This is a genomic window from Nocardia sp. NPDC060255 (genome assembly GCF_042727395.1).
Taxonomy (GTDB): Bacteria; Actinomycetota; Actinomycetes; order Mycobacteriales; family Mycobacteriaceae; genus Nocardia.
Window position 1 is genome coordinate 100,217 of the sequence record NZ_JBHXAU010000001.1, and the last position, 22,631, is coordinate 122,847.

The following is a 22,631-nucleotide window of genomic DNA, read 5'->3' on the forward strand; positions in this document are numbered from 1 at the left end:
CCCACGGTAGCGCGGCTACGGTCGAGGGCGTGCAACCCTCCCACCCCGCCCGACCCGCAACGCCCAGGGAGCGCTTGGCAACCGCTCGGCTCTATCTCTGTACCGACGCCAGACGGGACAAGGGCGATCTGGCCAAATTCGCCGAAGCGGCCTTCGCGGGTGGGGTCGACATCATCCAGCTCAGGGACAAGGGCTCGCCCGGTGAGGCGAAGTTCGGCCCGCTCGAGGCGCGCGCCGAACTCGGCGCCCTCGCCGAGCTGAAGGCGGCGGCCCGCAGGCACGGCGGGCTGGTCGCGGTGAACGACCGCGCCGACATCGCGCTGGCCGCGGGCGCCGACGTGCTGCACCTCGGGCAGGGCGACCTGCCGCCGTGGTACGCGCGGCGCATCCTCGGCCAGGACGTGGTGATCGGGCGCTCCACCCACAATCGCGCGCAGGCCGGGCTCGCCGCGATCGACGAACACATCGATTACTTCTGCACCGGGCCGGTCTACGCGACCCCGACCAAGCCGGGGCGGCAGGCTGCGGGCATCGAACTGGTGCGCTCCACCTCCGACGCGCATCCGACCCGGGCCTGGTTCGCGATCGGCGGGATCGACGCGGACAACCTGCCGGACGTGCTCGCGGCGGGTGCGAGCCGCATCGTCGTGGTGCGGGCGATCACCGAGGCGCGCGACCCGGAAGCCGCAGCGCGGCAACTCAAGACGGCGCTGCTCGCCAACTCCTAGCCCGTGACCGGGCAGCTGATTCACCGCAGTGCTGCGCGGGTATTGAGCTCAGGACAGCACTTGACCGCGGGTGAGCGAGAGCACCGGGTCGGCGGGCGCGTTGTCCGGTGTCGGATCAGCGGGCACGGCGCCGTCCACCGCGCTGCTCGCCGGATCGACGATCCGGGCGTAGCCACCGGGGCCGTCGGGATCGGAATGGAGCCAGACGAAGCCTTGATCGGCGAGATCGACAGTGCGCGGCAGTGCGGCGGCGACGGCGCGGTCGTCGGCGAGCTCACCGAGGCACACGCGGGCGGGCTCGGCGCGCAAGCCGGGCCAGGAGGCGGCAAAGCCGGGATGCAGCAGCCGGGCGTCGACCTCGGCCTCCGGAATCCAGGCGAGCTCGGAGCTCTCCCGATTCCGGCTGGTCGGCAGCGTCGTCACGGCGTCGGCGATCACCGTGGTGTAGGTCCAGCCGCTCGGCGCGGCCGCGGTCACCCGCTCGCCGCGCACCCGGACGTCAGCGGGATCGATGCCCGCCTCCTCCCAGGCCTCGCGCACCGCGGCGTGCACGGGCGTCTCGTGGCTGTCGCGGGCGCCGCCGGGCAGCGCCCAGGTGCCGCCCTGGTGACTCCACGGCGCGCGATGCTGCATCAGCACCGCCGACCCGCCGTCGGCGAGCGGGGCGCGCAGCAGCAGTCCGGCGGCGCCGAAGCGGCCCCAACGCCGCATGCCATCGGGGTCGCGCGACCACCCGTCACCGTCACCACGCATCTCGCACCCGTCCTCAATCCGCCATCGCAGGGCACCGCGCTGCTGCCAAGCAGGGGTATTTCACACGCAACGGCACCGCTACGACCACAATAAACTCCGCAACAGCAGACACGGGGTGACCGTTTATCCGGTCGGTCCGTCGAGAAATCCGCGAATGCGGCCCAGACTGGGGAGGTGGATATGGCTCGGATAGAGCAGGCGACGGCGGTCCTTCGGCCGTCGTCCACCCCCGAGCTCGCCGCGCGGGACAGTCCAGGCGCGCTGCGGGTCGCATTCGTGCGCGAGCAGTTCGACCCGGCCCGGCTGCGCTTGTTCGCCAGTTCCTCGCCGGGCCGGCTGATCGCGATCGGGCTGCTGTTGATCACGGTGTGCGTGGCCGCGGGCTGGGTGACCGGCGCGACCGTCGGCGACCGGCAGCAGACGCTGAAGATACTGCTCGACGACACCGAACCGGACGCCTACTCCGCGCATCGGCTGTACACGTCGCTGTCCATCGCGGACGCCGCGGCGAGCACCGCGTTCATCTCCGGCGGGCTGGAGCCGCAGGCGGTGCGCGATCGGTACAGCCAGGCGGTCGGCGAGGCCGCCGCGGAATTGGTGGCGGAGACGGGGCGGGCCTCGGGCACCGAGCCGACCCGGACCGACAGCACCGATACCCAGTTGCGCACCGGGATCGCCACCAGCCTGCCGGTGTACACCGGTGTAGTGGAGACGGCGCGGGCGAACAACCGCAGCGGATATCCGGTGGGCGCCGCCTATTTGAGCGAAGCGTCCAACCAGATGCAGACGGCCGTGCTGCCGATGGCCGAGGAACTGCAGAATCGGCGCCAGGCGGCGGTGACCGAGGCGCAGCGCAATCACGTCCGGCCGCCGTGGACCGCCATCGTGCTGGTGATTCTCGCGCTGGTCGCGCTGGTATGGGCGCAATTCGAGCTGGCCAAGCGGTGGCGCCGGGTGCTCAATCCCGGGCTGCTGCTCGCCTCGGGGGCGGTGCTGATCCTGTTGACCTGGACGGTGATCGCGGGCGCGGTGTCGGCCACCTCGATGATCCGCGGCCGCGACGACGGCGCGGTGCCCGCCTCGCGGCTCACCGAGAGCCGGATCCTGGCGCAGCAGGCGCGGTCGGCGGAAACGCTGAAACTGGTCAGCCGGGACGCGACCGGCGACTACGACCGGACCTACGACGCGAACATCGCCCGCCTCGCCGACCTGCTCGGCGGCTACCCGAGTTCCGCGCCCGCCGCCGACGACGTGCGCAATGCCATTCCGGCACTGGGGCGTTGGCGGGTGGCGCATCAGCGGATGAACGACACACTGGCCCGCGGCGACTTCAACGGCGCGGCCACGGTGGCGACCGGACCGGGCGCCGCGGATGTCGCGGCCCAGGTGGACGCGCTGGACAAGGCACTGGAGCAAGGCATCGACAAGACGCGGGACACATTGCGCGACAACATTTCCCAAGCAGCACGGGTGCTCGACCTGATGGGGCCCGGCGCGCTGGTGCTCGGCATCGTCGCGGCGGCCTGCGTCGGACTCGGGCTGTGGCCCCGGCTGCGGGAGTACCGGTGAGGGCCGGGCCCGGCCTCGTCGCCGTCGCGCTGGTCACCGTCGCGCTGGTCGGTGGCTGTGCGAGCGGCTCGCCGATGTCGCTGCCGACCAGCACGGCGAAGTACACCGAACCGCCGTTGCCCGCGAAAGTCATTCCGGTGCTGACGGATTCGCCGACGCCGACGGCGGCCGCGCCGCAATGCGGCGACCCGACGGCGAGCCTGCGCCCGACCGGCCTCGGCGGCGCGGCCGGCGGGCCGACCATCGACGCGATCCGGGCCCGCGGGCGGCTGGTGGTCGGGCTCGACGCGGGCAGCAACCTGTTCAGCTTCCGCGATCCGACCTCCGGCGCCATCGTCGGCTTCGACGCCGATATCGCCAGGGAAATCGCCCGCGACCTGCTCGGCAGCCCGGATCTGATCGAATACCGCACCCTCGGCTCGGCCGACCGGGAACGCGCGCTGCAGAACCGCGACGTCGACCTCGTCGCGAAGACCATGACGATCAATTGTGAACGGCGCCAGCGGGTCACCTTCTCCACCGTGTACTACCGCTCCAACCAGCGGGTGCTCGCGATGAAGAACTCCGGGATCAACGGCATCGCCGACCTCGCGGGCAAGCGAGTATGCATCGTGCGCGGCACCACCTCGCTGGACCACATGCGCCACGATCAGCCCGCCGCCACCATTCTCACGGTGCCCACCTGGGCCGACTGCCTGGTCGTGCTGCAGCAACGCCAGGTCGACGCGGCGAGCACCGACGACTCCATCCTGGTCGGGCTGGCCGCGCAGGACCCCTACACGGCCGTGGTCGGCGACAGCATCAGCGTCGAGCCGTACGGCATCGGCATCCCCAAGGGCGACGACGATCTGGTGCGCTTCGTGAACGGCACGCTGGAGCGCATTCGCCAGGACGGCACCTGGGATCGCATCTATCGCCAGTGGCTGTCCTTGCTCGGCCCGTCCCCCGGTCCGCCCGCCCCGACCTACGCGGATTGACGGCGATGAGCACAGCGGACGACGCCACCCCCGACGCGGACGAAGCCACCGCCGCCCCCGCGGCAGGCGAGGAGTCGGTGGAGCCGGTACACACCGAGCTGGCCCGGGGTTCCCGGCCGACCCCGAGCGAGGCGGCCTCGGCCGAAACCATCATCGGCGCTTGGCGAACCGACTCCGAACCCGACTCGGCGGCGACCATGCGGACCTCGGGCCGCAGCGTGCGCACGGCACGGTCCCGGCCGACGGTGCGCAGGCTCGGCGGCGGACTGGTGCCGATCCAGACGGTCGAGCCCGCCGATCCGCGGGCCGCGGTATTGACCGATCCCGTTGTCTCCGAAGGCAAACGCTTCTGCTGGCGGTGCGGCAATCCGGTCGGGCGGGCGAGCGCCATCCGGCCCGCGGTGACCACGGGCACCTGCGATACCTGCGGTGCCCCTTACGATTTCCGGCCGTCGCTGCACGAGGGCGATCTGGTGTCCGGCCAGTACGAGGTGCAGGGCTGTATCGCGCACGGCGGGCTCGGCTGGATCTATCTGGCGATCGACCGGAATGTCAGCGATCGCTGGGTGGTGCTGAAAGGCCTGCTGCACACCGGTGATGCCGAGGCGCAGGCGGTGGCCGTGGCCGAGCGCCAATTCCTGGCCGAGGTGGCGCACGCCAGCATCGTCAAGATCCACAACTTCGTCGAGCACACCGATCAGGACGGTGCCCCGATCGGCTACATCGTCATGGAATACGTCGGCGGCCGGTCGTTACGCGAGATCCTCAACTCCTACGAGCGCCCGTACCGGATGCCGGTCGCCGAGGCGATCGCCTACCTGCTGGAGATCCTGCCCGCGCTGGAGTACCTGCACTCGATCGGGCTGACCTACAACGATCTCAAGCCGGACAACATCATGGTCACCGAGGATCAGGTGAAGCTGATCGATCTCGGTGCCGTCGCCACCATCGAATCATATGGAAACCTGTACGGCACCAGGGGATTTCAGGCACCCGAGATCGCGAAGACCGGGCCGACCGTCGCGTCGGACATCTACACCGTCGGGCGTACCCTGGCCGTGCTCACCCTCGAGATGCCGATGGAACAGGGGCGCTACCTCGACGGCATCCCCGATCCCGCGGATCATCCGGTGCTGGCGCGCTACGAGTTCTTCTACCGACTGCTGCTGTGCGCGACCGACGCGGACCCGGAACGCCGATTCCCTTCGGCCCGAGCGATGTCCGCGCAGTTGTCCGGGGTACTGCGGGAGATTCTCGCGCTGGAGACCAGTACCGAACATCCGCAGTTGTCGACGGTGTTCAGCCCGCAGCGGACCAGCTTCGGCACCGAGGAGCTGATCAGGCAGACCGACGCGTACGCCGACGGCCAGGCGCGCAGCAAACAGCTCGACGCGCGCGATGTGGTTGCGGCACTGCCCATTCCGTTGCTCGACTCGGCGGACCCGTCGGCGCCGCTGCTGGCCACCACGGTGCACGCCGAACCCGCGGAGTCGCTGGAGGCGCTGCGGGCCGCCAAGGAGCGGGCCGAGAACGATCCCGGCAACGCACCGGAGACCTTGGATCTGGAACTCCGGCTGGCCGAGGCGCGGGTGCGGCTCGACCTCGGCGAATCGGCCGCGGTGCTGCATCTGCTCACCCGATTACCCGAAAACGATTGGCGCGTCAGTTGGTATCGCGGCTTGGCGCTGCTGCTCGACGTGGAATACGAGAAGGCGTTCGCCAGCTTCGACGATGTGCTGCAGGTGCTGCCCGGCGAGATCGGGCCCAAGCTGGCGCTGGCGGCGACCGCGGAACTCGTACTGCAGCATTGGGATTCGCCCGATCCGGAACAGTGGCGGGCCTACGCCGAGAAGTTCTACGACACCGTGTGGCGCACCGACCGCGCGGTGGTGAGCGCCGCGTTCGGCCTGGCCAGGCAGTTGGCTGCGGTCGACCGGGTGGTGGACGCGGTGCACGCGCTCGACGAAGTGCCCGCCGCGTCACGGCATTTCACCACCGCGCGAATGACCGCAGTGCTGCTGCTGCTCACCGCCGCACCGGTGGCCGAGCTCGACGAATCCACCCTGCACATCGCCGCGTCCCGGGTGCTGAGCCTGCCGACCGGTGAAGGTCGAGCGGTGCAGATGCGCGTGCTGGTGCTCGGTGCCGCGCTGGCCTGGCTGCAGGCGGGGAACGAGCCGAAACGGTCGGACGCCATGCTGTTCGGGGCACCGTTCACCGAACGCTGCCTGCGCGAGGGCACCGAGGCGGGACTGCGCGCCCTGGCTCGCAGCGCCCCCGGCCGCAACCACCGCTATGCGCTGGTCGACCTCGCCAACTCGATCCGCGCCAAGACCTGGGTTTAACGCCACTCACGAAATCCTCATGATGCGCTCGGCAGAATCGGCATCGGATCAGGTTCGCGCGGCACACCGAGGCCCGCACCAGACCACCGCATGCCACCGGGACAGCGCCCTCGCCAGTCCCGGGGGTCGTCGCCTGGACTGCCCTCCGGAGACGACTCACAGCATGCGGCGAGCGGGATCATCTTGGTGCGCCTGCTTTTTCAGCGGAAGATCCACCCGGTCGGCCTTCCCTCCCGGCCGGGGCTTTCCCGCCTCTCCGCGTATTTAGGCCAGACTTAGGTGCGGCAGGAGTAGCGTTGGCGGCCGGCGGTGACCTGGTAGGTGGGTTAGCCCGTGCCCGGTGAGTTACCCATGTTCTTGCGAAATCTGTTGGTGATGAGGGGTTTACGCTGTTTCGGCGATGGCGTGCGCGGCGCGGGCGATGGCAAGTTCTTCGTTCGTGGGCACGACCAAGACGGCCACCTCGGCGTTCGGCGGGGAAATGTGCCGGGCGGTGCGGGATTTGGCGGTGTTGGCGGCCGGGTCGATCTCGATGCCGAAGCGGGAGAGGTCGGCGAGGCCGTCGGATCTGACCTGGGGGCTGTTCTCGCCTACGCCCGCAGTGAAGGTGATGGCGTCGACGCCGCCGAGGTCGATCAGGTAGGCGCCGAGGTAGCGGCGGAGGCGGTGGATGTAGACGTCGTAGGCGAGTTTCGCCGCGGTGTCGCCGTTTTCGATGAGGCGCTGCAGTTCGCGGAAGTCGTTCACGCCGGACAGGCCTTTGAGGCCGGAGTCGCGGTTCAACAGGGTGTCGATCTGGTCGATGCCGAGGTGGGCCGAGCGCATCAGGTGCGCGATGATGCCGGGGTCGATGTCGCCGGATCTGGTGCCCATCACCAAGCCCTCCAGCGGGGTCAGGCCCATGGTGGTGTCGATCGGGTGGCCGCCGCGGATCGCCGAGGCCGAGGCGCCGTTACCCAGGTGGAAGACGATCTGATTCAGTTCCGCCGGGTCGCGGCCGAGCAGCTTCGCGGCCTGACCCGATACGTACTCGTGCGAGGTGCCATGGAAGCCGTACTTCCGAATGCCGTGCGCGGCGGCGACTTTCGCGTCGATGGCGTAGGTCTTGGCGGCGTCGGGCAGGCCGTGGAAGAACGCGGTGTCGAACACGGCCACCTGCGGCACCTCGGGCAACAGCTCGCGCGCGCTTTCGATGCCCGCGACATTCGCCGGATTGTGCAGTGGGGCAAGCGAAGACAGGTCGACGATGGCCGCGACCACGGCGTCATCGATCAGCGTCGGCCGATAGAACACCTCACCGCCGTGCACCACCCGATGCCCGACCGCGCGCACCCCGGCGTGCGCCAGGTCGTGTCCGGTCTCGGCGAACATGTCGAAGATCAGCCGCAGCCCCGCCGGGTGATCGGCGATGGCACTGCGGCGCTCGATGGTCTCGCCGTCGGACTGATGCTCGATCCCGGCGTTGCCCTCACCGATCCGATCGACCATGCCGGCGGCGGTCACCGCGCCCGACTCCGGGTTCAGGAGTTGGTACTTGATGGACGACGAGCCGGAATTGATCACCAGCACCAGGTCATCCACTACCTCAGTCATCGCGCCTCCCGTGTTCGGCGGCATTCCCGCGCTCCCTCAGCAACCACGCGCGCGAACCACCTGTTCCACCTCGCGAACCAGCTGTGTCGCGAAAGACACCCTCACTCACCCTGCGCCTGAATCGCGGTGATCGCCACGGTATTGACGATGTCGGCGACCAGCGCACCGCGCGAGAGGTCGTTGACCGGTTTGCGCAGACCCTGCAGCACCGGGCCGATGGCGATCGCGCCCGCACTACGCTGCACCGCCTTGTAGGTGTTGTTGCCGGTATTGAGATCAGGGAACACGAATACTGTTGCCTTGCCTGCCACTTCGGAATCCGGCAGCTTGGTGGTCGCGACGGTCGGCTCGATCGCCGCGTCGTACTGGATCGGACCCTCGACCGGCAACTGCGGCGCCCGCTCACGGACCAGCTTGGTCGCCACCCGCACCTTGTCCACGTCCGCGCCGCTGCCGGACTCACCGGTCGAATAGGACAGCATGGCGATGCGCGGCTCGATGCCGAACCGGGCCGCGGTGGCCGCCGAGGAGATCGCGATGTCGGCCAGCTGCTCCGAGGTCGGATCGGGGACCACCGCGCAGTCGCCGTAGGCGAGCACCCGGTCGGCCAGGCACATCAGGAACACGCTGGAGACGGTCGAGACGCCGGGTACCGTCTTGATGATCTCGAACGACGGCCGGATGGTGTGTGCCGTGGTGTGCGCGGCACCGGAGACCATCCCGTCGGCGATCCCCTTGTAGACCATCATGGTGCCGAAATACGAGATGTCGGACATGGTTTCGCGAGCACGCTCGAGGGTCATCCCCTTGTGCTTGCGCATCTCGGTGTATTCCTTGGCGAAATCGTCCAGATAGCCGGAGTTTCGGGGATCGAGCACCTGCGCGGCGGAGATATCGACGCCGAGTTCGGCGGCGCGGGCCCGGACCGACGGCTCGTCTCCGAGGATCACCAGGTCGGCGATCTTGCGTTGCAGCACCCGGCCGGCCGCGCGCAGGATGCGATCGTCGTCGCCCTCGGGCAGCACGATGCGCTTGCGGTCGCCCCGCGCGCGCTCGATGAGCTGGTATTCGAACATCTGCGGCGTCACGACGCTGGTGAGCGGAACTTCGATGCGCCGCAACAACTCCGCGGCGTCGACGTGCTCCTCCATCAGCGCCAGCGCGGTGTCGACCTTGCGCGGGCTGCCTGCCGACATCCGGCCGCGGGTGCGGTAAGCGGCGCTCGCGGTGTCGTAGGTGCCGAGCTCGGTGGTGAGGATCGGCAGCTTGGGCTTCAGGCCCGACATCAGCCGCGCCACCGCGGGATGGGGCAGCATGCCGCCGTTCATGATGATCCCCGACAGCGACGGAAAGCCTTCCGCCTCATGCGCGTTCACCACGCTGAGCAACACGTCGGAGCGGTCGCCCGGCGCGATCACCACGACGCCGTCGACCAGCCGCTCCAGAATGTGCTCGGCCGTCATGCCGCCGACCATGATCTTCAGCGCCTCGCGCTGCAGCAATTCCTGGTCGCCGCTGTACATTTCGCCGTCGATGGCGCCGCACAGCTCGGCCATGGTCGGCGAGATCAGCAGCGGCACCTCGGGCAGCGTCCAGGTCGGCACGGCGGAGGTGCGCAGCGTGGCGGCGACGTCGTCGATGTGGTCCGGGTCGCAGCGGTTGGCGATGATCGCGACCAGCTGGGCGTGTTCGAGGACGAGCTCGCTCTGGCACAGCTCGGCCAGGTGCTTCACCTCGGCGGGGGTGCGGCCCGAGCCGCGGACCACCAGCAGCACGGGGGCGCCGAGGTTCACCGCGATCCTGGCGTTGAAGCGGAGCTCGCTGGGGCTGGCGACGTCGGTGTAATCGCTGCCGACCACCACCACCGCGTCGCACACCTTCGCGACCTCGTGGAACCGCATCACGATCTCGCTGATCGCGGCGTCCGGGTCCGCGTGCACCTGCTCGTAGGTGACGCCGGTGGCCTGCGCGTAGTCGATATCGGCGGTGCTGTGTTCGAGCAGCAGCTCGAGGATGTAGTCCGGTTCGGTGGTCGATCGGGTGATCGGGCGAAACACCCCGACCCGTGCGGTGGTCGCGCACAGCATCTGCAGCACGCCGAGGGCCACCGTCGACTTCCCGGTGTCACCTTCGGGTGAGGCGATGTAGACGGTGGACGGAGCGTGATCGGCCATGCCCGAAAGCTTAGTGAACCAGCCGCTATCCACGCCCCTAGGCGAGGCTCCCCCGCCTCTCCGCGTCTTCAGGCCAGACCTAGGTGCGACTCCAGTAGCGTCGGCGACCGGCGGTGACCAGGGTGAATGGGCTAGCCGATCCCAGGCGAGTTACCCATGTTCTCTCGCTATAAGTCGGCCGGCGACAAGTCGATGTGACCACCGATATAGTCCGGTCCATGGCTGAGCAGTTTCCGAACCGGCAGTGGGGTTCGCGCACCAACGCACTCTCCCGACTAGCAAACAAGTTCGCGGCGACCAAGCCCGGCTCCTGGCTGATCCGCAAGATCACTCCGCTGGACCGCGCACTGCTCGAGCGCACCGACGCCAAGTACACCGTGCTCGGACCGATCGGCGCGCCGGTGATTCTGCTGACCACCATCGGGCGCAAGTCCGGCCAGCCGCGCACCCAGCCGCTGCTCTATGTGCACGACGGCGACGTGCTCTACGTGATCGGCAGCAACTTCGGCCAGGAGCGCCATCCCGCGTGGACCGGCAATCTGCTGGCCACTCCCGCCGCGACGGTCGCCATCGCGGGCCACCGCCTCCCGGTCCAGGCGACCCTGGTCGAGGCCGACGCCAAGGACGCGATCTTCGCCCGCTTCGTCGAGATCACCGGCGCGTACGCCGCCTACAAGGACCGCACCACCCGCGATCTCCGCATCTTCGCCCTGCACCGGGCGTAACTCACTGCTCCGCGCTTTCGATCGCGGACAGGTGGGCGATGTTGGCCTGGTCGTCGGGTTCGGTGCTCGGTGCGGTGGCGAACCAGGCGTCGAGGATTTCCTGGAGTTCGGCGGTGGAGGTCGAACGTAGGCTCAGGGCAAGGACATTCGCGTTGTTCCACTGACGCGCGCCCTTGGCCGTCGTGGCGTCGCCGCACAGGGCGGCGCGGATGCCTGCGACCTTGTTGGCGGCGATCGACGCGCCGGTGCCGGTCCAGCAGCAGACGATGGCCTGGTCGGCGCGGCCCTGCGTGACGTCGCGGGCTGCTGCCTCGCTCGCCCAGGCCCAGTCGTTTCGTTCGGACTCTTCGAGTGCGCCGTGCAAGATCGTCTCGTGCCCGCGCCGGGCGAGTTCCTTGATCAGGTCCTGTGCCACGCCGACGGGCTCGTCCGCAGCCACTGAGATCCGCATACCCCCAGCTTAATGCGGCATATCAGAAACATTGACAGCATGCTGTCAAATATGACAGGATGCTGTCATGACCACGAAAACAGTTCACGTTGCCGTCTACGACACCTTCGCCGACTGGGAGATCGGTGCGCTTACCGCGCACCTCAACCGGACGACCTGGCAGCGCGAGCCGGGCACTTGGCAAACGAAAACGGTTGGGCCGACCACGGATCCGATCACCACCCTCGGCGGGATGCGCATCGTGCCGGAGATGGCGCTGGCCGATCTCACCCCCGCCGAGAGTTCGATGCTGATCCTGGCCGGGGCCGACACCTGGGACGGCGAGGAGCTCATGCCGTTCGCGGGCAAGGCGCGCGAGTTCCTCGACGCGGGCGTTCCGGTCGCGGCGATCTGCGGCGCGACGCTCGGGCTGGCCAGGGCGGGCCTGCTCGATACGCGCGAGCACACGAGCAATGTGCGGGAGTTCTTGCTGTACAGCGGATATGCGGGTGCCGACCACTACGTGGAGGAGGCCGCGGTGACCGACGGTGACCTGATCACGGCAGGCGGTACCGCACCGTTCGAATTCGCGCGTGCGGCGCTGGGACGGCTCGGCGTGTACGAGCCGCACGTCCTCGACGGCTGGTACCGGCTGTACGGGCACTCCGATCCGGCGGGCTGGGCGGTGCTCGCCGGATACGAGGAGCAGCGGTCCGGCGCACACGTCTGATACGGAAGAATCGCACCGCGATCCGGTCGAACGACCGGATCACCAGGAGGTGCAGGTGACGAGGAACGCGCAGGAGCTGTTCGCCACGGCCGCCATCACGTCGTTTCGATTGAACGGCCAGTTCCTCGCCATCGCCGAGGAGCTGGCCAGACCGGCCGGTCTCACCGCGGCATGGTGGCAGGTGCTCGGCGCGGTGATGACCGAGCCGCTGCCGGTGGCGGGCATTGCCAGGGCAATGGGCATCACCAGGCAAAGCGTGCAGCGCATCGCGGATCTGCTGGTGGACAAGGGACTTGCCGAATACCGGCCGAACCCGGCGCATCGGCGCGCCAAGCTGGTCGCGATCACCGACGAGGGGCTCGCGGCGGTGCGCCGCATCAATCCGCAGCACGCGGTCGTCGCCGAGCGCCTGGTGGACGAGCTCGGCTACGACCGGTTCCTGGCGATCGTCGACGCGCTGACCACACTGTCGGCGACACTCGACGGCATCACCGACCCCGGATGATCACTGGCCGACGCCACGCCGTGCGATCAGCCCGCGAACGGCTCCTTGGTGCGCCCGACCAGATCAGCGACGGAGTCGAGCACCATCGTCGGCCGGTAGGGATACGCCTCGACCGAAGACCGAGTCGAGATGCCCGTGGTGACCAGGATGGTGCGCATGCCCGCCTCCAATCCGGAGATGACGTCGGTATCCATCCGGTCGCCGATCATCACCGTGGACTGCGAGTGCGCACCGATCCGGCGCAGTGCCGAACGCATCATCAGCGGGTTGGGCTTGCCGATGTAGTACGGATCGCGCCCGGTCGCGCGGGTGATCAGCGCGGCCACCGAGCCGGTCGCGGGCAGTGAGCCGTCCCGGGACGGGCCGGTCGGGTCGGGATTGGTCGCGATGAAGCTCGCGCCCTTCTCGATCAGGCGGATCGCGGTGGTGATCGCCTCGAAGGAGTAGTTGCGGGTCTCGCCGAGCACCACGTAGTCGGGATTGCTGTCGGTGAGCACGTAGCCGATCTCGTGCAACGCCGTGGTGAGGCCGGATTCGCCGACCACGTAGGCGGTTCCGTTGGGCCGCTGCTCGTCCAGGAAGGTGGCGGTGGCCAGCGCGGAGGTCCAGATCGCCTCCTCCGGAATGTCGAGTCCCGTGTGCCGCAACCTGGCCTGCAGGTCGCGCGGGGTGCGGATGGAGTTGTTGGTCAGCACCAGGAACGGGGTCTCGTTGGCGCGCAGTTCGGCGAGGAACTCGTCGGCGCCGGGCACCAGTTGGTCCTCGTGCACCAGCACACCGTCCATGTCGGTCAGATAGGACAGGATCGGTTCATCAGTCACCAGACAATTGTCCGCTACCGGACAGGTCTCTGGGGGTAACTCCGACTCGATGCGACCCTTCGCACACCTTCGAGTGCCGCTGACTATGGTCGAAGAGGGCCGTATGACGTATGTGCGAAAAGCACGGGGCAGTGCTCGAATGATCACCGAGGTGCGGGAACGTTCACGGTCCCGCACCGGTTGAAGCGAAGCATGACCGCAGCGTGTCTGCGGCCAACAAACGGTGTGCGGGAATGCCCGCACAGGTGTGCAGCGAAGCGACAGGAGTGGCGCACATGGGTGAGCTCAAGCTCGGATACAAGGCGTCGGCGGAACAGTTCGGGCCGCGCGAACTGGTGGAGATCGCGGTGCTGGCCGAGGACCACGGCCTCGACAGCGCCACGGTGAGCGACCACTTCCAGCCGTGGCGGCACAAGGGCGGGCACGCGCCGTTCTCGCTGGCCTGGATGGCGGCGGTCGGCGAGCGCACGAAGCGGATCCAGCTCGGCACCTCGGTGCTCACGCCCACCTTCCGATACAACCCCGCCGTGATCGCACAGGCCTTCGCCACGATGGGTTGTCTGTACCCCGACCGGATCATGCTCGGTGTCGGCTCCGGCGAGGCGCTCAACGAGATCGCCACCGGATACCAGGGCGAATGGCCGGAATTCAAGGAGCGTTTCGCGCGGCTGCGCGAGTCCGTCGACCTGATGCGCGCGCTGTGGACCGGCGACCGCGTCGACTTCGCGGGCGAGTACTACAACACCGTCGGCGCGTCCATCTACGACGTGCCCAAGGGCGGCATCCCGATCTACGTCGCCGCGGGCGGACCGCTGGTCGCGCGCTACGCGGGCCGCGCGGGTGACGGCTTCATCTGCACCTCGGGCAAGGGCATGGACCTCTACACCGAGAAGCTGATGCCCGCCGTCGCCGAGGGCGCCGCCAAGGCGGGCCGCACCATCGACGACATCGACCGGATGATCGAAATCAAGATCTCCTACGACACCGATCCCGAACTGGCACTGGAGAACACCCGCTTCTGGGCCCCCCTGAGCCTCACCCCCGAACAAAAGCACAGCATCACCGACCCGATCGAAATGGAAGCCGCCGCCGACGCCCTCCCGATCGAACAGATCGCCAAGCGCTGGATCGTAGCCAGCGACCCCGACGAGACCGTCGACCTCATCAAGCCCTACCTCGACGCCGGCCTCAACCACCTCGTCTTCCACGCCCCCGGCCACGACCAACGCCGCTTCCTCGACCTCTTCCAACGCGACCTCGCCCCCCGCCTCCGCGCCCTGGCCTGAGTCACAGACCCAGCACACCCCTCACAGCAGTTAGAGGTGCTGTGAGGGGTGTCGAGTCTCTGTGACCCCCTCAACGAACCTCTCCACAGGCGGGAGTTGTCCACAATTCGGGGATTGGCGGTGGCGGCGGGAGGGTTCGCTGCCGAGGATGGTCGGCATGGATCTTCCTGTTCCTATTGCGCGGCGGGACGCGCTCGCGGGTGGCTTCACTGATCGGGAGTTGCACGGGGTTGCGTGGCAGCGGGTTCGGCGCGGGTCGTATGTCACCGCTGCTTCGGGGCAGGCCGTGTCTGCTGAACATCAGCATCTGATGTTGACGCACGCTGTGGCCGGGGCTTCGAGTGCCGAGGCGGTGGTCAGCCATGTCTCGGCGGCGATCGTGCACGAATTATCTTGCTGGGCACTCTCGTTGGGGCGGGTTCATCTCACCCGCGCGCGGCGCAGCGGCGGCAGGGTGACTCGGCAGGTGGCCTTGCACTCGATGCGGATCGATCCCGATGAGATCGTGCGGGTCGGGGGTCTCCGCGTCACCAGTGTGGCGCGAACCGTCATCGACCTCGCCAGGTCCGTTCCGTTCGAGCAGGCCGTCGTCGTCGGTGATCACGCGTTGCACTCTGGCAAAACAACCCGCGACGAGTTGCTCGCCGAGCTCGCACGTTCGGCGGGGCGGCCGGGTAATCCGGCGGCGCGGCGGGTGGTGGCCTTCCTCGACGGCAGGTCCGAGAGTGTCGGCGAATCGCGCAGCCGAGTAGCGTTGCGCGCCGCCCACTTCCCCGAACCCACGCTGCAAGCTCAGATCACCACCGCGACCGGCAAGATCGTCGCGCGAGTCGATTTTCTGTTCCCAGAGCTCGGTGTCATCGGCGAATTCGATGGTCTGGTGAAATACCGCGGTGCCCGTGTCGGCGATCGGCCACCCGAGGACGTGGTAATCGCGGAGAAGGCGCGCGAGGACACCCTTCGCGCACTCGGCTGGCTAGTCGTCCGCTGGACCTGGCGCGACCTGGACTCCCCGCACAACTGGTTCGCTCGCTTGACCCGCGCCGCCGAAATCGGCCGCCGGACCGAACGAACCGGCGGCTGGCATGTGTGCACAGACCCTCCGTACTCCTCACAGCAGGTCTAACTGCTGTGAGGAGTGTTGACGCTCTGTGAGCCTTGCTAGCTGAGGGCGTGGTCGAGGTCGGCGAGGAGGTCGGTGACGTCTTCTAGGCCGACGGAGATGCGGACTACGCCGTCGGTGAGGCCGATTGTGGCTCGGCCTTCGGGGCCCATGGCGCGGTGAGTTGTGGTGGCGGGGTGGGTGATGAGGGATTTGGCGTCGCCGAGGTTGTTGGAGATGTCGATGATGCGCAGGCGGTTGAGGACTTCGAAAGCGCGCTTCTTGGCTTCGTGGGCCGGGGCGTTCAGTTCGAAGGTGACCACGGTGCCGCCTGCGCTCATCTGGCTGGTGGCCAGGTCGTGCTGCGGATGTGATTCCAGGAAGGGGTATTTCACCCAGCTGACCGACTTGCTGGTCTCCAGGAAGTTGGCGATGCGCAAGGCGGATTCGGTCGAATGGCGAACGCGCAGTGGCATTGTCTCCAAACCCTTGAGCAGCGTCCACGCGTTGAACGGGCTCAGTGCCGGGCCGGTATGGCGCATCAGGGTTTTCACCGGGCCGTCGATGTAGTCCTTCGCGCCGAGGATGGCGCCACCGAGTACCCGGCCTTGGCCGTCGATGTGCTTGGTGCCGGAGTAGACGACCACGTCGGCACCGAGTTCGAAACCACGCTGCAGCAGCGGGGTGGCGAAGACGTTGTCCAGCACCACCTTCGCGCCCGCGGCGTGCGCGAGTTCGGTGACCCGGCGCACGTCGACGAGGGTCTGCATGGGGTTGGCGGGCGTCTCGAAGAACACGGCCTGGGTGGGCACGGACAGTGCCTGTTCCCACTGGTCCAGATCCTCGCCGTCGACGAAGACGGTCTCGATGCCCCAGCGCGGCAGGATCTCGTTGCACACCACGAAGCAGGACCCGAACAGGCTGCGCGCGGCGACAAGTCGATCACCGGCACCGAGCAGCGCGCCCAACGCGGTGAAGACCGCGGACATTCCGCTCGCGGTCGCGAAGCACGCCTCGGCGCCGTCGAGCAGTCGCATCCGCTCCTCGAACATGGCCACCGTCGGGTTGCCGTAGCGGGAGTAGACGAAATGCTCCACGTCACCGGTGAACGCGGCCTCGGCGGCCTCCGCGCTCTCGTAGACGAAACCGGAGGTCAGGTACAGCGCCTCGGAGGTTTCCTCGAAACCGGAGCGCCGCAACCCGCCTCGCACACCGAGAGTCGCGGGGCCGACGCCCTCGGGCAGCGGCTTATCGAACGCACCACCGGTGATCACGACCGCCTCCCGCCAGAGCTCCGCGAGAACATGTCAGCCGAACAGCAAAGGCTCATGACTGCCGCCAAGGCAAACCGAGGGCACGCCAGCCGGTGCCGCCGCGATGTCCGTCCGCGCCGACCGGCCCTTCGAAGCCCTCGAGCACGTTGTACGAGGTACCGAACCCGGCCTGTGTCGAGGCGATCGCCGCGCCGATCGAGCGCTGCCCCGAACGGCACAGGAAGATCACCGGCGCTTCCGGGTTGTGCCCGTCGAGCGCCGTGACCAGCTGCTCGGTGAACTCGCCGTTGCGCGTGCCGGTCGAGTCGACCCACTCGATCAGCACCGTCGGGCGCTCGATCGAACTGGTGTCGGGCACGCCGACGAACTTCCACTCGGCCTCGGTGCGCACGTCGACCAAGACGGCTTCGGGGTTGTCTCGCAACAGATCCCAAGCCTGCTGCGGGGTGATGTCACCGGCATAACTCATCTGGACCCTCCTAGAATCCGCACTTGCCGCGCTCGGGTTTGACGCGCGGCCAGGTCGTCACCCGGAGCACCCCACCGCGGAGGAGGGTTGCCGACCAGTATTGCCGGGGCTTAGCACTGGTTCTCATGACCTTCTGCTGAGATTGCCTGGACTAGGGCCGCCCTGTCAAATGGCTGCTCACGGTATGAGAATGCTCAATTACAGACCAACCATTTGTCACCGGATCTGGTCAGATTCCAGGTCGCGGTCGCCTCGGTGCCGTCGACCTTGGTGGTGACCGTCGCCTTCGCCCGATCGCCGTCCATCTTCGGATCGTCGAGTTTCGTGATTTCCACGGTCTTTCCGCCGCCGGAACGCCCGGCGAGTGGGGAGCGTTTCGGGTCGAAGCCCTGGCAGCCCGTGCCTGGTGGGGGCACCAGATCGGTGGTGTTCGACCCTTCGACGAAGTTGCGCACGGCGGCGGCGATCCGGTCCGATTCTGTGACATTTTTCTCAGCGGGCGACACGACCCCGCCGATGATGATCGCGCCGAGCACGATGACCGCGAGGACGGCCGCGGCGACGAACGGCGCCACGGAACGCTTGTCGGTCTGATCGACCGTGATGACTTCGTCCTCCGCGGGTGACTGCTGATCGCTCATGCCCACGATGATCCCTGGTCGGCAGGGATATCCGATGCGCACCCCCGACCCGGGTGACCGTCGATGACGAAGGCCGTTGCGCCGCGCGGGGAATCAACGTCGCGAGATCGGGTAACCCGAATAGCACGCGTCGATGGCATCCATTCAGTTCACGCACCGCCGAGGGCCGCCCCACCAACCACCGATAGAATCGCGAGACTGCGGCCTGCTGTCATAGCCGCGGCTGGAGTGGCCACGAGCCGACAACTCCAGTGTCCGCGCCGCCAGGTGCAACCAGCCAGCGCGTAACTTAGCCTAGGCTAAGGAAGACGCCGTTAATTTGTTCTCGACCAAAAGGGTGCGCGTAAAAGATGACCGAACAGAGTGCAGCTAACCGCCCGCTCCGCATCGCCATCGTGGGCGCCGGACCGGCCGGGATTTATGCCGCCGACGCGCTGATGAAGTCCGATGCCGAGGTCAGCATCGACCTGTTCGAGCGCATGCCCGCGCCGTTCGGGCTGATCCGCTACGGCGTCGCGCCGGACCATCCGCGCATCAAGGGCATCATCACCGCCCTGCACAAGGTCCTGGACAAGCCGCAGGTGCGCCTGCTCGGCAACATCGACTACGGCACCGACATCACCCTCGACGACCTGCGCACCTTCTATGACGCGGTCATCTTCTCCACCGGCGCCAACGCCGACCGCGCGCTCGGCATCCCCGGCATCGGCCTGGACGGCTCCTACGGCGCGGCCGACTTCGTGTCCTGGTACGACGGCCACCCGGACGTACCGCGCACCTGGCCGCTGGACGCCGAAAAGGTCGCCGTGCTCGGCGTCGGCAACGTCGCGCTCGACGTGGCCCGGGTGCTGGCCAAGACCGGCGACGAACTGCTGCCGACCGAGATCCCGCCGAACGTCTACGCGGGCCTCAAGGCCAACAAGGCGCTCGAGGTGCACGTGTTCGGCCGCCGCGGCCCGGCCCAGGCCAAGTTCACCCCGCTGGAGCTGCGCGAGCTGGACCATTCGCCGACCATCGAGGTCATCGTCGATCCCGAGGACATCGACTACGACGAGGGCTCCGAGGCCGCGCGCCGCCACTCCAAGCAGGTCGACATGATCGCGAACACGCTCGAGCAGTGGGCGATTCGCGACGTCGGCAACCGCCCGCACAAGCTGTTCCTGCACTTCTTCGAGTCGCCCGCGGAGATCCTCGGCGAGGACGGCAAGGTCGTCGGCCTGCGCACCGAGCGCACCCAGCTCGACGGCACCGGCAACGTCAAGGGCACCGGCACCTTCAAGGAATGGGACGTGCAGGCGGTCTACCGCGCCGTCGGCTACCTGTCGCAGAACCTGACCAACCTGCCGTTCGACGACCAGGCCGGCACCGTGCCCAACGAGGCGGGCCGGGTGATCGGCGACGAGAACGCCGACGGCGCCGACCGTTACGTCCCGGCCACCTACGTCACCGGCTGGATCAAGCGCGGCCCGGTCGGCCTGATCGGCCACACCAAGGGCGATGCCAACGAGACGGTGGCCTGCCTGCTCGACGACAGCGCGAACTTCACTCCGGCCGCGCAGCCGGAGCTGGACGCCGTCACCACCTTCCTGGAGGGTAAGGGCATCCCGTTCACCACCTGGCAGGGCTGGTACCGCCTGGACGCGCACGAGCGCTCGCTCGGCGAGCCGGAGGGCCGCGAGCGCGTCAAGGTGGTCGAGCGCGAGGACATGCTGCGGGCCAGCGAGCCGCACAAGGTCTGAGCGACCCGCTTGTTACCTCCGCGACAGCGGAAAGACTCGCACTGAGGCATTCTGTACAGGTGTTCGATGCCCATCTCCACATCTTCGATCCGCGGTTCCCGCGGTTCGAGAACGAGGGCTACCTGCCCGGCTCCTTCACCATCGCCGACTATCGAAAGCGCATGTCGCGCTTCGATGTCGGCGGCGGCGCCGTGGTCAGCGGGTCCTTCCAGGGCACCGACCAGACGTATCTGAAGGCGGCCCTCGCCGAGCTCGGCGCGGGCTGGGTCGGCGTCACCAGGCTCGACCTGGACGCCACCGACGACGAGATCATCGAACTGGACCGGATCGGCATCCGCGGCCTGCGCTTCAATCTGAAGCGGGCCGCCGCCGACATCACCGGCATGACGCTGCAGGCGCTGCGCGCCCATGAACTGGTCGGCTGGCATGTCGAGGTGTACATCGACGGGCAGATGCTCGCGTCGCTGCAACCGGTGATCTCCAAGCTGCCGGTGTTCTGTATCGACCACCTCGGCATGTCCGACGAGGGCCTGCCCTACCTGCTGGATCTGGTGGATCGGGGCGCCAAGGTGAAGGCGACGGGTTTCGGCCGGGTCGCGCTGAGCGTGCCGGACACGCTGCGGCGCATCCACGCGGTCAATCCGGAGGCGCTGATGTTCGGCACCGACCTGCCCGGCACCCGCGCGGGCCGCCCGTTCCAGGATTCCGATGTCGACCTGATCTGCGATGTGGTCGGCACGGATATGTTCGCCGTGCTGGAGGACAACGCCCGCGCGTTCTATCGCCTCCCGGCCCGGGTCCGCCCGCTGCCTGCCGACCCGGCGCCCACGCTGCCCATGTACACCACCGAGCAGCCGACCATCCCGATCCGCCGCGACAGTCTCCCGAAACTCGAAGTGGCAGACACCATCCCGCTGCCCATCATCGAATAGCGTTAGGTGACGATGGCACCAACAACCCAGACGCCGGTGGCGAGTAGCGCGCCGAGCAGTTCTATGAGCATCGACAGGCCTACGCCTTTGAGTGCGTGAACCGTTGACTGCCAGGCTTGTTGGCCGACGCGGAGGCGTTGGAGTTCGGAGAGATAGACGCCGAGCACGAAGCCCACGAACAGGCCGACCACTGGGATGACGAAGAAGCCGACGATGCCGAGTACCGCGCCGAGGATCAGCGATCGGTTGGCGACGCCCGCGTCCTTCATCTTTCGACCGGGCCAGGTGTATTTGATGACACCGGAGAGCACGAGCAGGGCGGTGCTGATGGCGAAGACGGTCCAGGCGGTAGCGCCGCCGGTCATGAAGGCCCACACCGCGATTGCGCCGAAGATCAGGATGACGCCGGGCAGGATCGGGATGATGATGCCGAGCAGGCCGACGAGAATGACCAGGCCGACAACGACGTCGCCCCCGGCACTCACGACTCCACCTCGCTAGCGCTCGGCTCCGTCATGCGCGTGGCGCGCTCTCTCATGACTCCACCCTCACCGCCGGCTCGGTTGCCGCGCTGCTGGGATTGTGGCCTACCCGGTTGGCCGATGCACAGCGAAGGCCGCGAGAGAACGACTCGACGTTATTGTCATACTGTCAATACACCTCCCGGGCCGCTCCCGGGGCAGCGCCGGACCGCCGGTGTACTGGATCAACGACGAACCGAGGTAGGGCGTGAGCACTCCATCCACCGCCGTCAAAGGCCCGCTCGCGGGCATCAAGGTCATCGAGCTGGCCGGCATCGGCCCCGGCCCGCACGCCGCGCTGCTGCTGGCCGATCTGGGCGCCGACGTGGTGCGGATCCAGCGGGCCGGGCAGATCCCCGGCGGGTTCGACCGGCCGCAGCAGCGCGGGCGGACCATCGTCGAGGCCAATCTCAAGGACCCGGCCGATATCGCGAAGGTGCTCGGGCTCATCGAGAAGGCGGACGTGCTGATCGAGGGCTTCCGGCCCGGCGTGACCGAACGGATGGGGCTCGGCCCGGACGACACGCTCGCGCGCAACCCGCGCCTGGTCTACGGCCGGATGACCGGCTGGGGCCAGGAGGGCCCGCTCGCCGATCGCGCCGGACACGACATCAACTACATCTCCCTCACCGGCGTGCTGCACGCGATCGGCCGCAAGGGTGAGCGGCCGGTGCCGCCGTTGAACATGGTCGGCGACTTCGGCGGTGGCTCGATGTTCCTGGTGTTCGGGCTGCTCGCCGCGCTGGTCGAGCGGCAGACCTCCGGCAAGGGGCAGGTCGTCGATGCCGCGATGGTCGATGGCGCCCTTGCCCTTTCCCACATGATCTGGGGCATGCGCGGTTATGGCGCGTGGTCCGACGAGCGCGGGGTGAACCTGCTCGACACCGGAATGTCGTTCTACGACACCTACGAAACCGCCGACGGCAAGTACATGGCGGTCGGCTCGATCGAGCCGCAGTTCTACGCGCAGCTGCTCGCGGGGCTCGGCATCGACCCGGAAGGCCTGCCCTTCCAGCTCGATCCGGCGGGCCAGGAAACCCTGAAAAAGCTGTTCACGGAACGCTTCCTGACCAAGACCCGCGATGAGTGGGCGGACATCTTCGTCGGCACCGACGCCTGTGTCTCCCCCGTTCTCACGTTCGAGGAAGCCACGAAGAACGAGCACATCACGGCCCGCGGCTCGTTGATCGAGGTCGACAACATCACCCAGCACGCCCCGGCGCCGCGCTTCTCCCGCACCCCGAACGGCATCCCCACCCCGCCGCCGAACGAAGCGACTCCGATCGAAACTGTTTGGGCGGACTGACTTCTCGCTAC

At 68.0% G+C, this 22,631-nt stretch carries 21 protein-coding genes and 1 riboswitch; of the genes, 12 read left to right on the forward strand and 9 right to left on the reverse strand.

Annotated features, from left to right (window positions below; genetic code table 11):
* The first annotated feature begins 29 nt into the window (after nt 1–29).
* Nucleotides 30–728 carry a thiamine phosphate synthase gene (gene thiE, locus ACFWF1_RS00495; RefSeq protein ID WP_379284246.1) on the forward strand — a complete coding sequence of 233 codons (699 nt, stop codon included), beginning with the start codon at nt 30–32 and terminating at the stop codon, nt 726–728.
* Nucleotides 729–776: 48 nt separating this feature from the next.
* Here the strand turns inward: thiE and ACFWF1_RS00500 are convergent, their stop codons facing one another.
* On the reverse strand, nt 777–1,481 hold the full coding sequence (locus ACFWF1_RS00500; protein ID WP_379284245.1) for an NUDIX domain-containing protein: 705 nt from the start codon (nt 1,479–1,481) through the stop codon (nt 777–779).
* Nucleotides 1,482–1,661: 180 nt separating this feature from the next.
* On the opposite strand from ACFWF1_RS00500, the gene ACFWF1_RS00505 reads away from it, so the two are divergent.
* The 3 genes from ACFWF1_RS00505 to ACFWF1_RS00515 are packed head-to-tail and all read left to right on the forward strand — an operon-like array spanning nt 1,662 to nt 6,372.
* Complete coding sequence (locus tag ACFWF1_RS00505; protein ID WP_379284244.1) at nt 1,662–3,050, forward strand: hypothetical protein; 1,389 nt, start codon at nt 1,662–1,664, stop codon at nt 3,048–3,050.
* A complete protein-coding gene (locus ACFWF1_RS00510; RefSeq protein ID WP_379284243.1) occupies nt 3,047–4,027 on the forward strand; it encodes a glutamate ABC transporter substrate-binding protein in 981 nt (326 codons plus the stop codon). Before ACFWF1_RS00505 ends, ACFWF1_RS00510 begins: the two co-directional genes overlap by 4 nt.
* Before the next feature lie 5 nt (nt 4,028–4,032).
* Nucleotides 4,033–6,372: a serine/threonine-protein kinase PknG gene (locus ACFWF1_RS00515; protein ID WP_379284242.1), complete on the forward strand. Its 2,340-nt coding sequence runs from the start codon at nt 4,033–4,035 to the stop codon at nt 6,370–6,372.
* A 384-nt stretch (nt 6,373–6,756) separates the two neighbouring features.
* On the opposite strand, the gene ACFWF1_RS00520 is transcribed toward ACFWF1_RS00515, so the two are convergent.
* Nucleotides 6,757–7,965, reverse strand: a complete 1,209-nt coding sequence (locus tag ACFWF1_RS00520; RefSeq protein ID WP_379284240.1) for an acetate kinase — start codon at nt 7,963–7,965, stop codon at nt 6,757–6,759.
* A gap of 101 nt (nt 7,966–8,066) precedes the next feature.
* Entirely contained in the window at nt 8,067–10,139 is a 2,073-nt protein-coding gene (pta, locus tag ACFWF1_RS00525; protein ID WP_379284239.1) for a phosphate acetyltransferase, read from the reverse strand.
* Between the two features lie 218 nt (nt 10,140–10,357).
* Here pta and ACFWF1_RS00530 point away from each other — a divergent pair, with 218 nt between their 5' ends.
* Nucleotides 10,358–10,864 carry a nitroreductase family deazaflavin-dependent oxidoreductase gene (locus ACFWF1_RS00530; RefSeq protein WP_379284238.1) on the forward strand — a complete coding sequence of 169 codons (507 nt, stop codon included), beginning with the start codon at nt 10,358–10,360 and terminating at the stop codon, nt 10,862–10,864.
* A 1-nt stretch (nt 10,865) separates the two neighbouring features.
* Here ACFWF1_RS00530 and ACFWF1_RS00535 read toward each other — a convergent pair whose 3' ends face one another.
* Nucleotides 10,866–11,315, reverse strand: coding sequence for an RpiB/LacA/LacB family sugar-phosphate isomerase (locus ACFWF1_RS00535; protein ID WP_379284236.1), 450 nt, complete (start codon nt 11,313–11,315; stop codon nt 10,866–10,868).
* A gap of 67 nt (nt 11,316–11,382) precedes the next feature.
* Between ACFWF1_RS00535 and ACFWF1_RS00540 the strand changes: the two genes are divergently transcribed.
* Nucleotides 11,383–12,024 carry a type 1 glutamine amidotransferase family protein gene (locus ACFWF1_RS00540; RefSeq protein WP_379284235.1) on the forward strand — a complete coding sequence of 214 codons (642 nt, stop codon included), beginning with the start codon at nt 11,383–11,385 and terminating at the stop codon, nt 12,022–12,024.
* Nucleotides 12,025–12,079: 55 nt separating this feature from the next.
* Entirely contained in the window at nt 12,080–12,529 is a 450-nt protein-coding gene (locus ACFWF1_RS00545; RefSeq protein WP_379284234.1) for a MarR family winged helix-turn-helix transcriptional regulator, read from the forward strand.
* Between the two features lie 26 nt (nt 12,530–12,555).
* Here the strand turns inward: ACFWF1_RS00545 and ACFWF1_RS00550 are convergent, their stop codons facing one another.
* Nucleotides 12,556–13,314 carry an HAD-IIA family hydrolase gene (locus ACFWF1_RS00550; protein WP_379284462.1) on the reverse strand — a complete coding sequence of 253 codons (759 nt, stop codon included), beginning with the start codon at nt 13,312–13,314 and terminating at the stop codon, nt 12,556–12,558.
* A 311-nt stretch (nt 13,315–13,625) separates the two neighbouring features.
* Here ACFWF1_RS00550 and fgd point away from each other — a divergent pair, with 311 nt between their 5' ends.
* Both fgd and ACFWF1_RS00560 read left to right on the forward strand, forming a co-directional pair.
* Entirely contained in the window at nt 13,626–14,636 is a 1,011-nt protein-coding gene (gene fgd / locus ACFWF1_RS00555) for a glucose-6-phosphate dehydrogenase (coenzyme-F420) (RefSeq protein ID WP_379284232.1), read from the forward strand.
* A gap of 157 nt (nt 14,637–14,793) precedes the next feature.
* On the forward strand, nt 14,794–15,762 hold the full coding sequence (locus ACFWF1_RS00560; protein ID WP_379284231.1) for a hypothetical protein: 969 nt from the start codon (nt 14,794–14,796) through the stop codon (nt 15,760–15,762).
* A gap of 35 nt (nt 15,763–15,797) precedes the next feature.
* Here ACFWF1_RS00560 and ACFWF1_RS00565 read toward each other — a convergent pair whose 3' ends face one another.
* The 3 genes from ACFWF1_RS00565 to ACFWF1_RS00575 all read right to left on the reverse strand — a co-directional run bounded on the left by ACFWF1_RS00565 (nt 15,798) and on the right by ACFWF1_RS00575 (nt 18,122).
* Nucleotides 15,798–17,012, reverse strand: a complete 1,215-nt coding sequence (locus ACFWF1_RS00565; protein WP_379284230.1) for an O-succinylhomoserine sulfhydrylase — start codon at nt 17,010–17,012, stop codon at nt 15,798–15,800.
* Between the two features lie 52 nt (nt 17,013–17,064).
* Nucleotides 17,065–17,481 (reverse strand): rhodanese-like domain-containing protein, encoded by a 417-nt coding sequence (locus tag ACFWF1_RS00570; protein ID WP_379284228.1) that lies wholly within the window; start codon nt 17,479–17,481, stop codon nt 17,065–17,067.
* A gap of 14 nt (nt 17,482–17,495) precedes the next feature.
* Nucleotides 17,496–17,612: riboswitch (SAM riboswitch) on the reverse strand.
* 63 nt (nt 17,613–17,675) lie between these two features.
* The gene (locus ACFWF1_RS00575) at nt 17,676–18,122 is read right to left on the reverse strand and encodes a hypothetical protein (RefSeq protein ID WP_379284227.1); all 447 of its coding nucleotides are present in this window, start codon (nt 18,120–18,122) and stop codon (nt 17,676–17,678) included.
* A gap of 350 nt (nt 18,123–18,472) precedes the next feature.
* Here ACFWF1_RS00575 and ACFWF1_RS00580 point away from each other — a divergent pair, with 350 nt between their 5' ends.
* Together ACFWF1_RS00580 and ACFWF1_RS00585 are read left to right on the forward strand one after the other, a co-directional pair.
* Nucleotides 18,473–19,861, forward strand: a complete 1,389-nt coding sequence (locus tag ACFWF1_RS00580) for an FAD-dependent oxidoreductase (RefSeq protein WP_357384974.1) — start codon at nt 18,473–18,475, stop codon at nt 19,859–19,861.
* Between the two features lie 59 nt (nt 19,862–19,920).
* Nucleotides 19,921–20,793, forward strand: a complete 873-nt coding sequence (locus ACFWF1_RS00585; RefSeq protein ID WP_379284225.1) for an amidohydrolase family protein — start codon at nt 19,921–19,923, stop codon at nt 20,791–20,793.
* Nucleotides 20,794–20,795: 2 nt separating this feature from the next.
* Here the strand turns inward: ACFWF1_RS00585 and ACFWF1_RS00590 are convergent, their stop codons facing one another.
* Entirely contained in the window at nt 20,796–21,278 is a 483-nt protein-coding gene (locus tag ACFWF1_RS00590) for a DUF456 domain-containing protein (RefSeq protein ID WP_379284224.1), read from the reverse strand.
* Nucleotides 21,279–21,522: 244 nt separating this feature from the next.
* On the opposite strand from ACFWF1_RS00590, the gene ACFWF1_RS00595 reads away from it, so the two are divergent.
* Nucleotides 21,523–22,620 (forward strand): CaiB/BaiF CoA transferase family protein, encoded by a 1,098-nt coding sequence (locus ACFWF1_RS00595; protein WP_379284222.1) that lies wholly within the window; start codon nt 21,523–21,525, stop codon nt 22,618–22,620.
* Nucleotides 22,621–22,631: the final 11 nt, after the last annotated feature.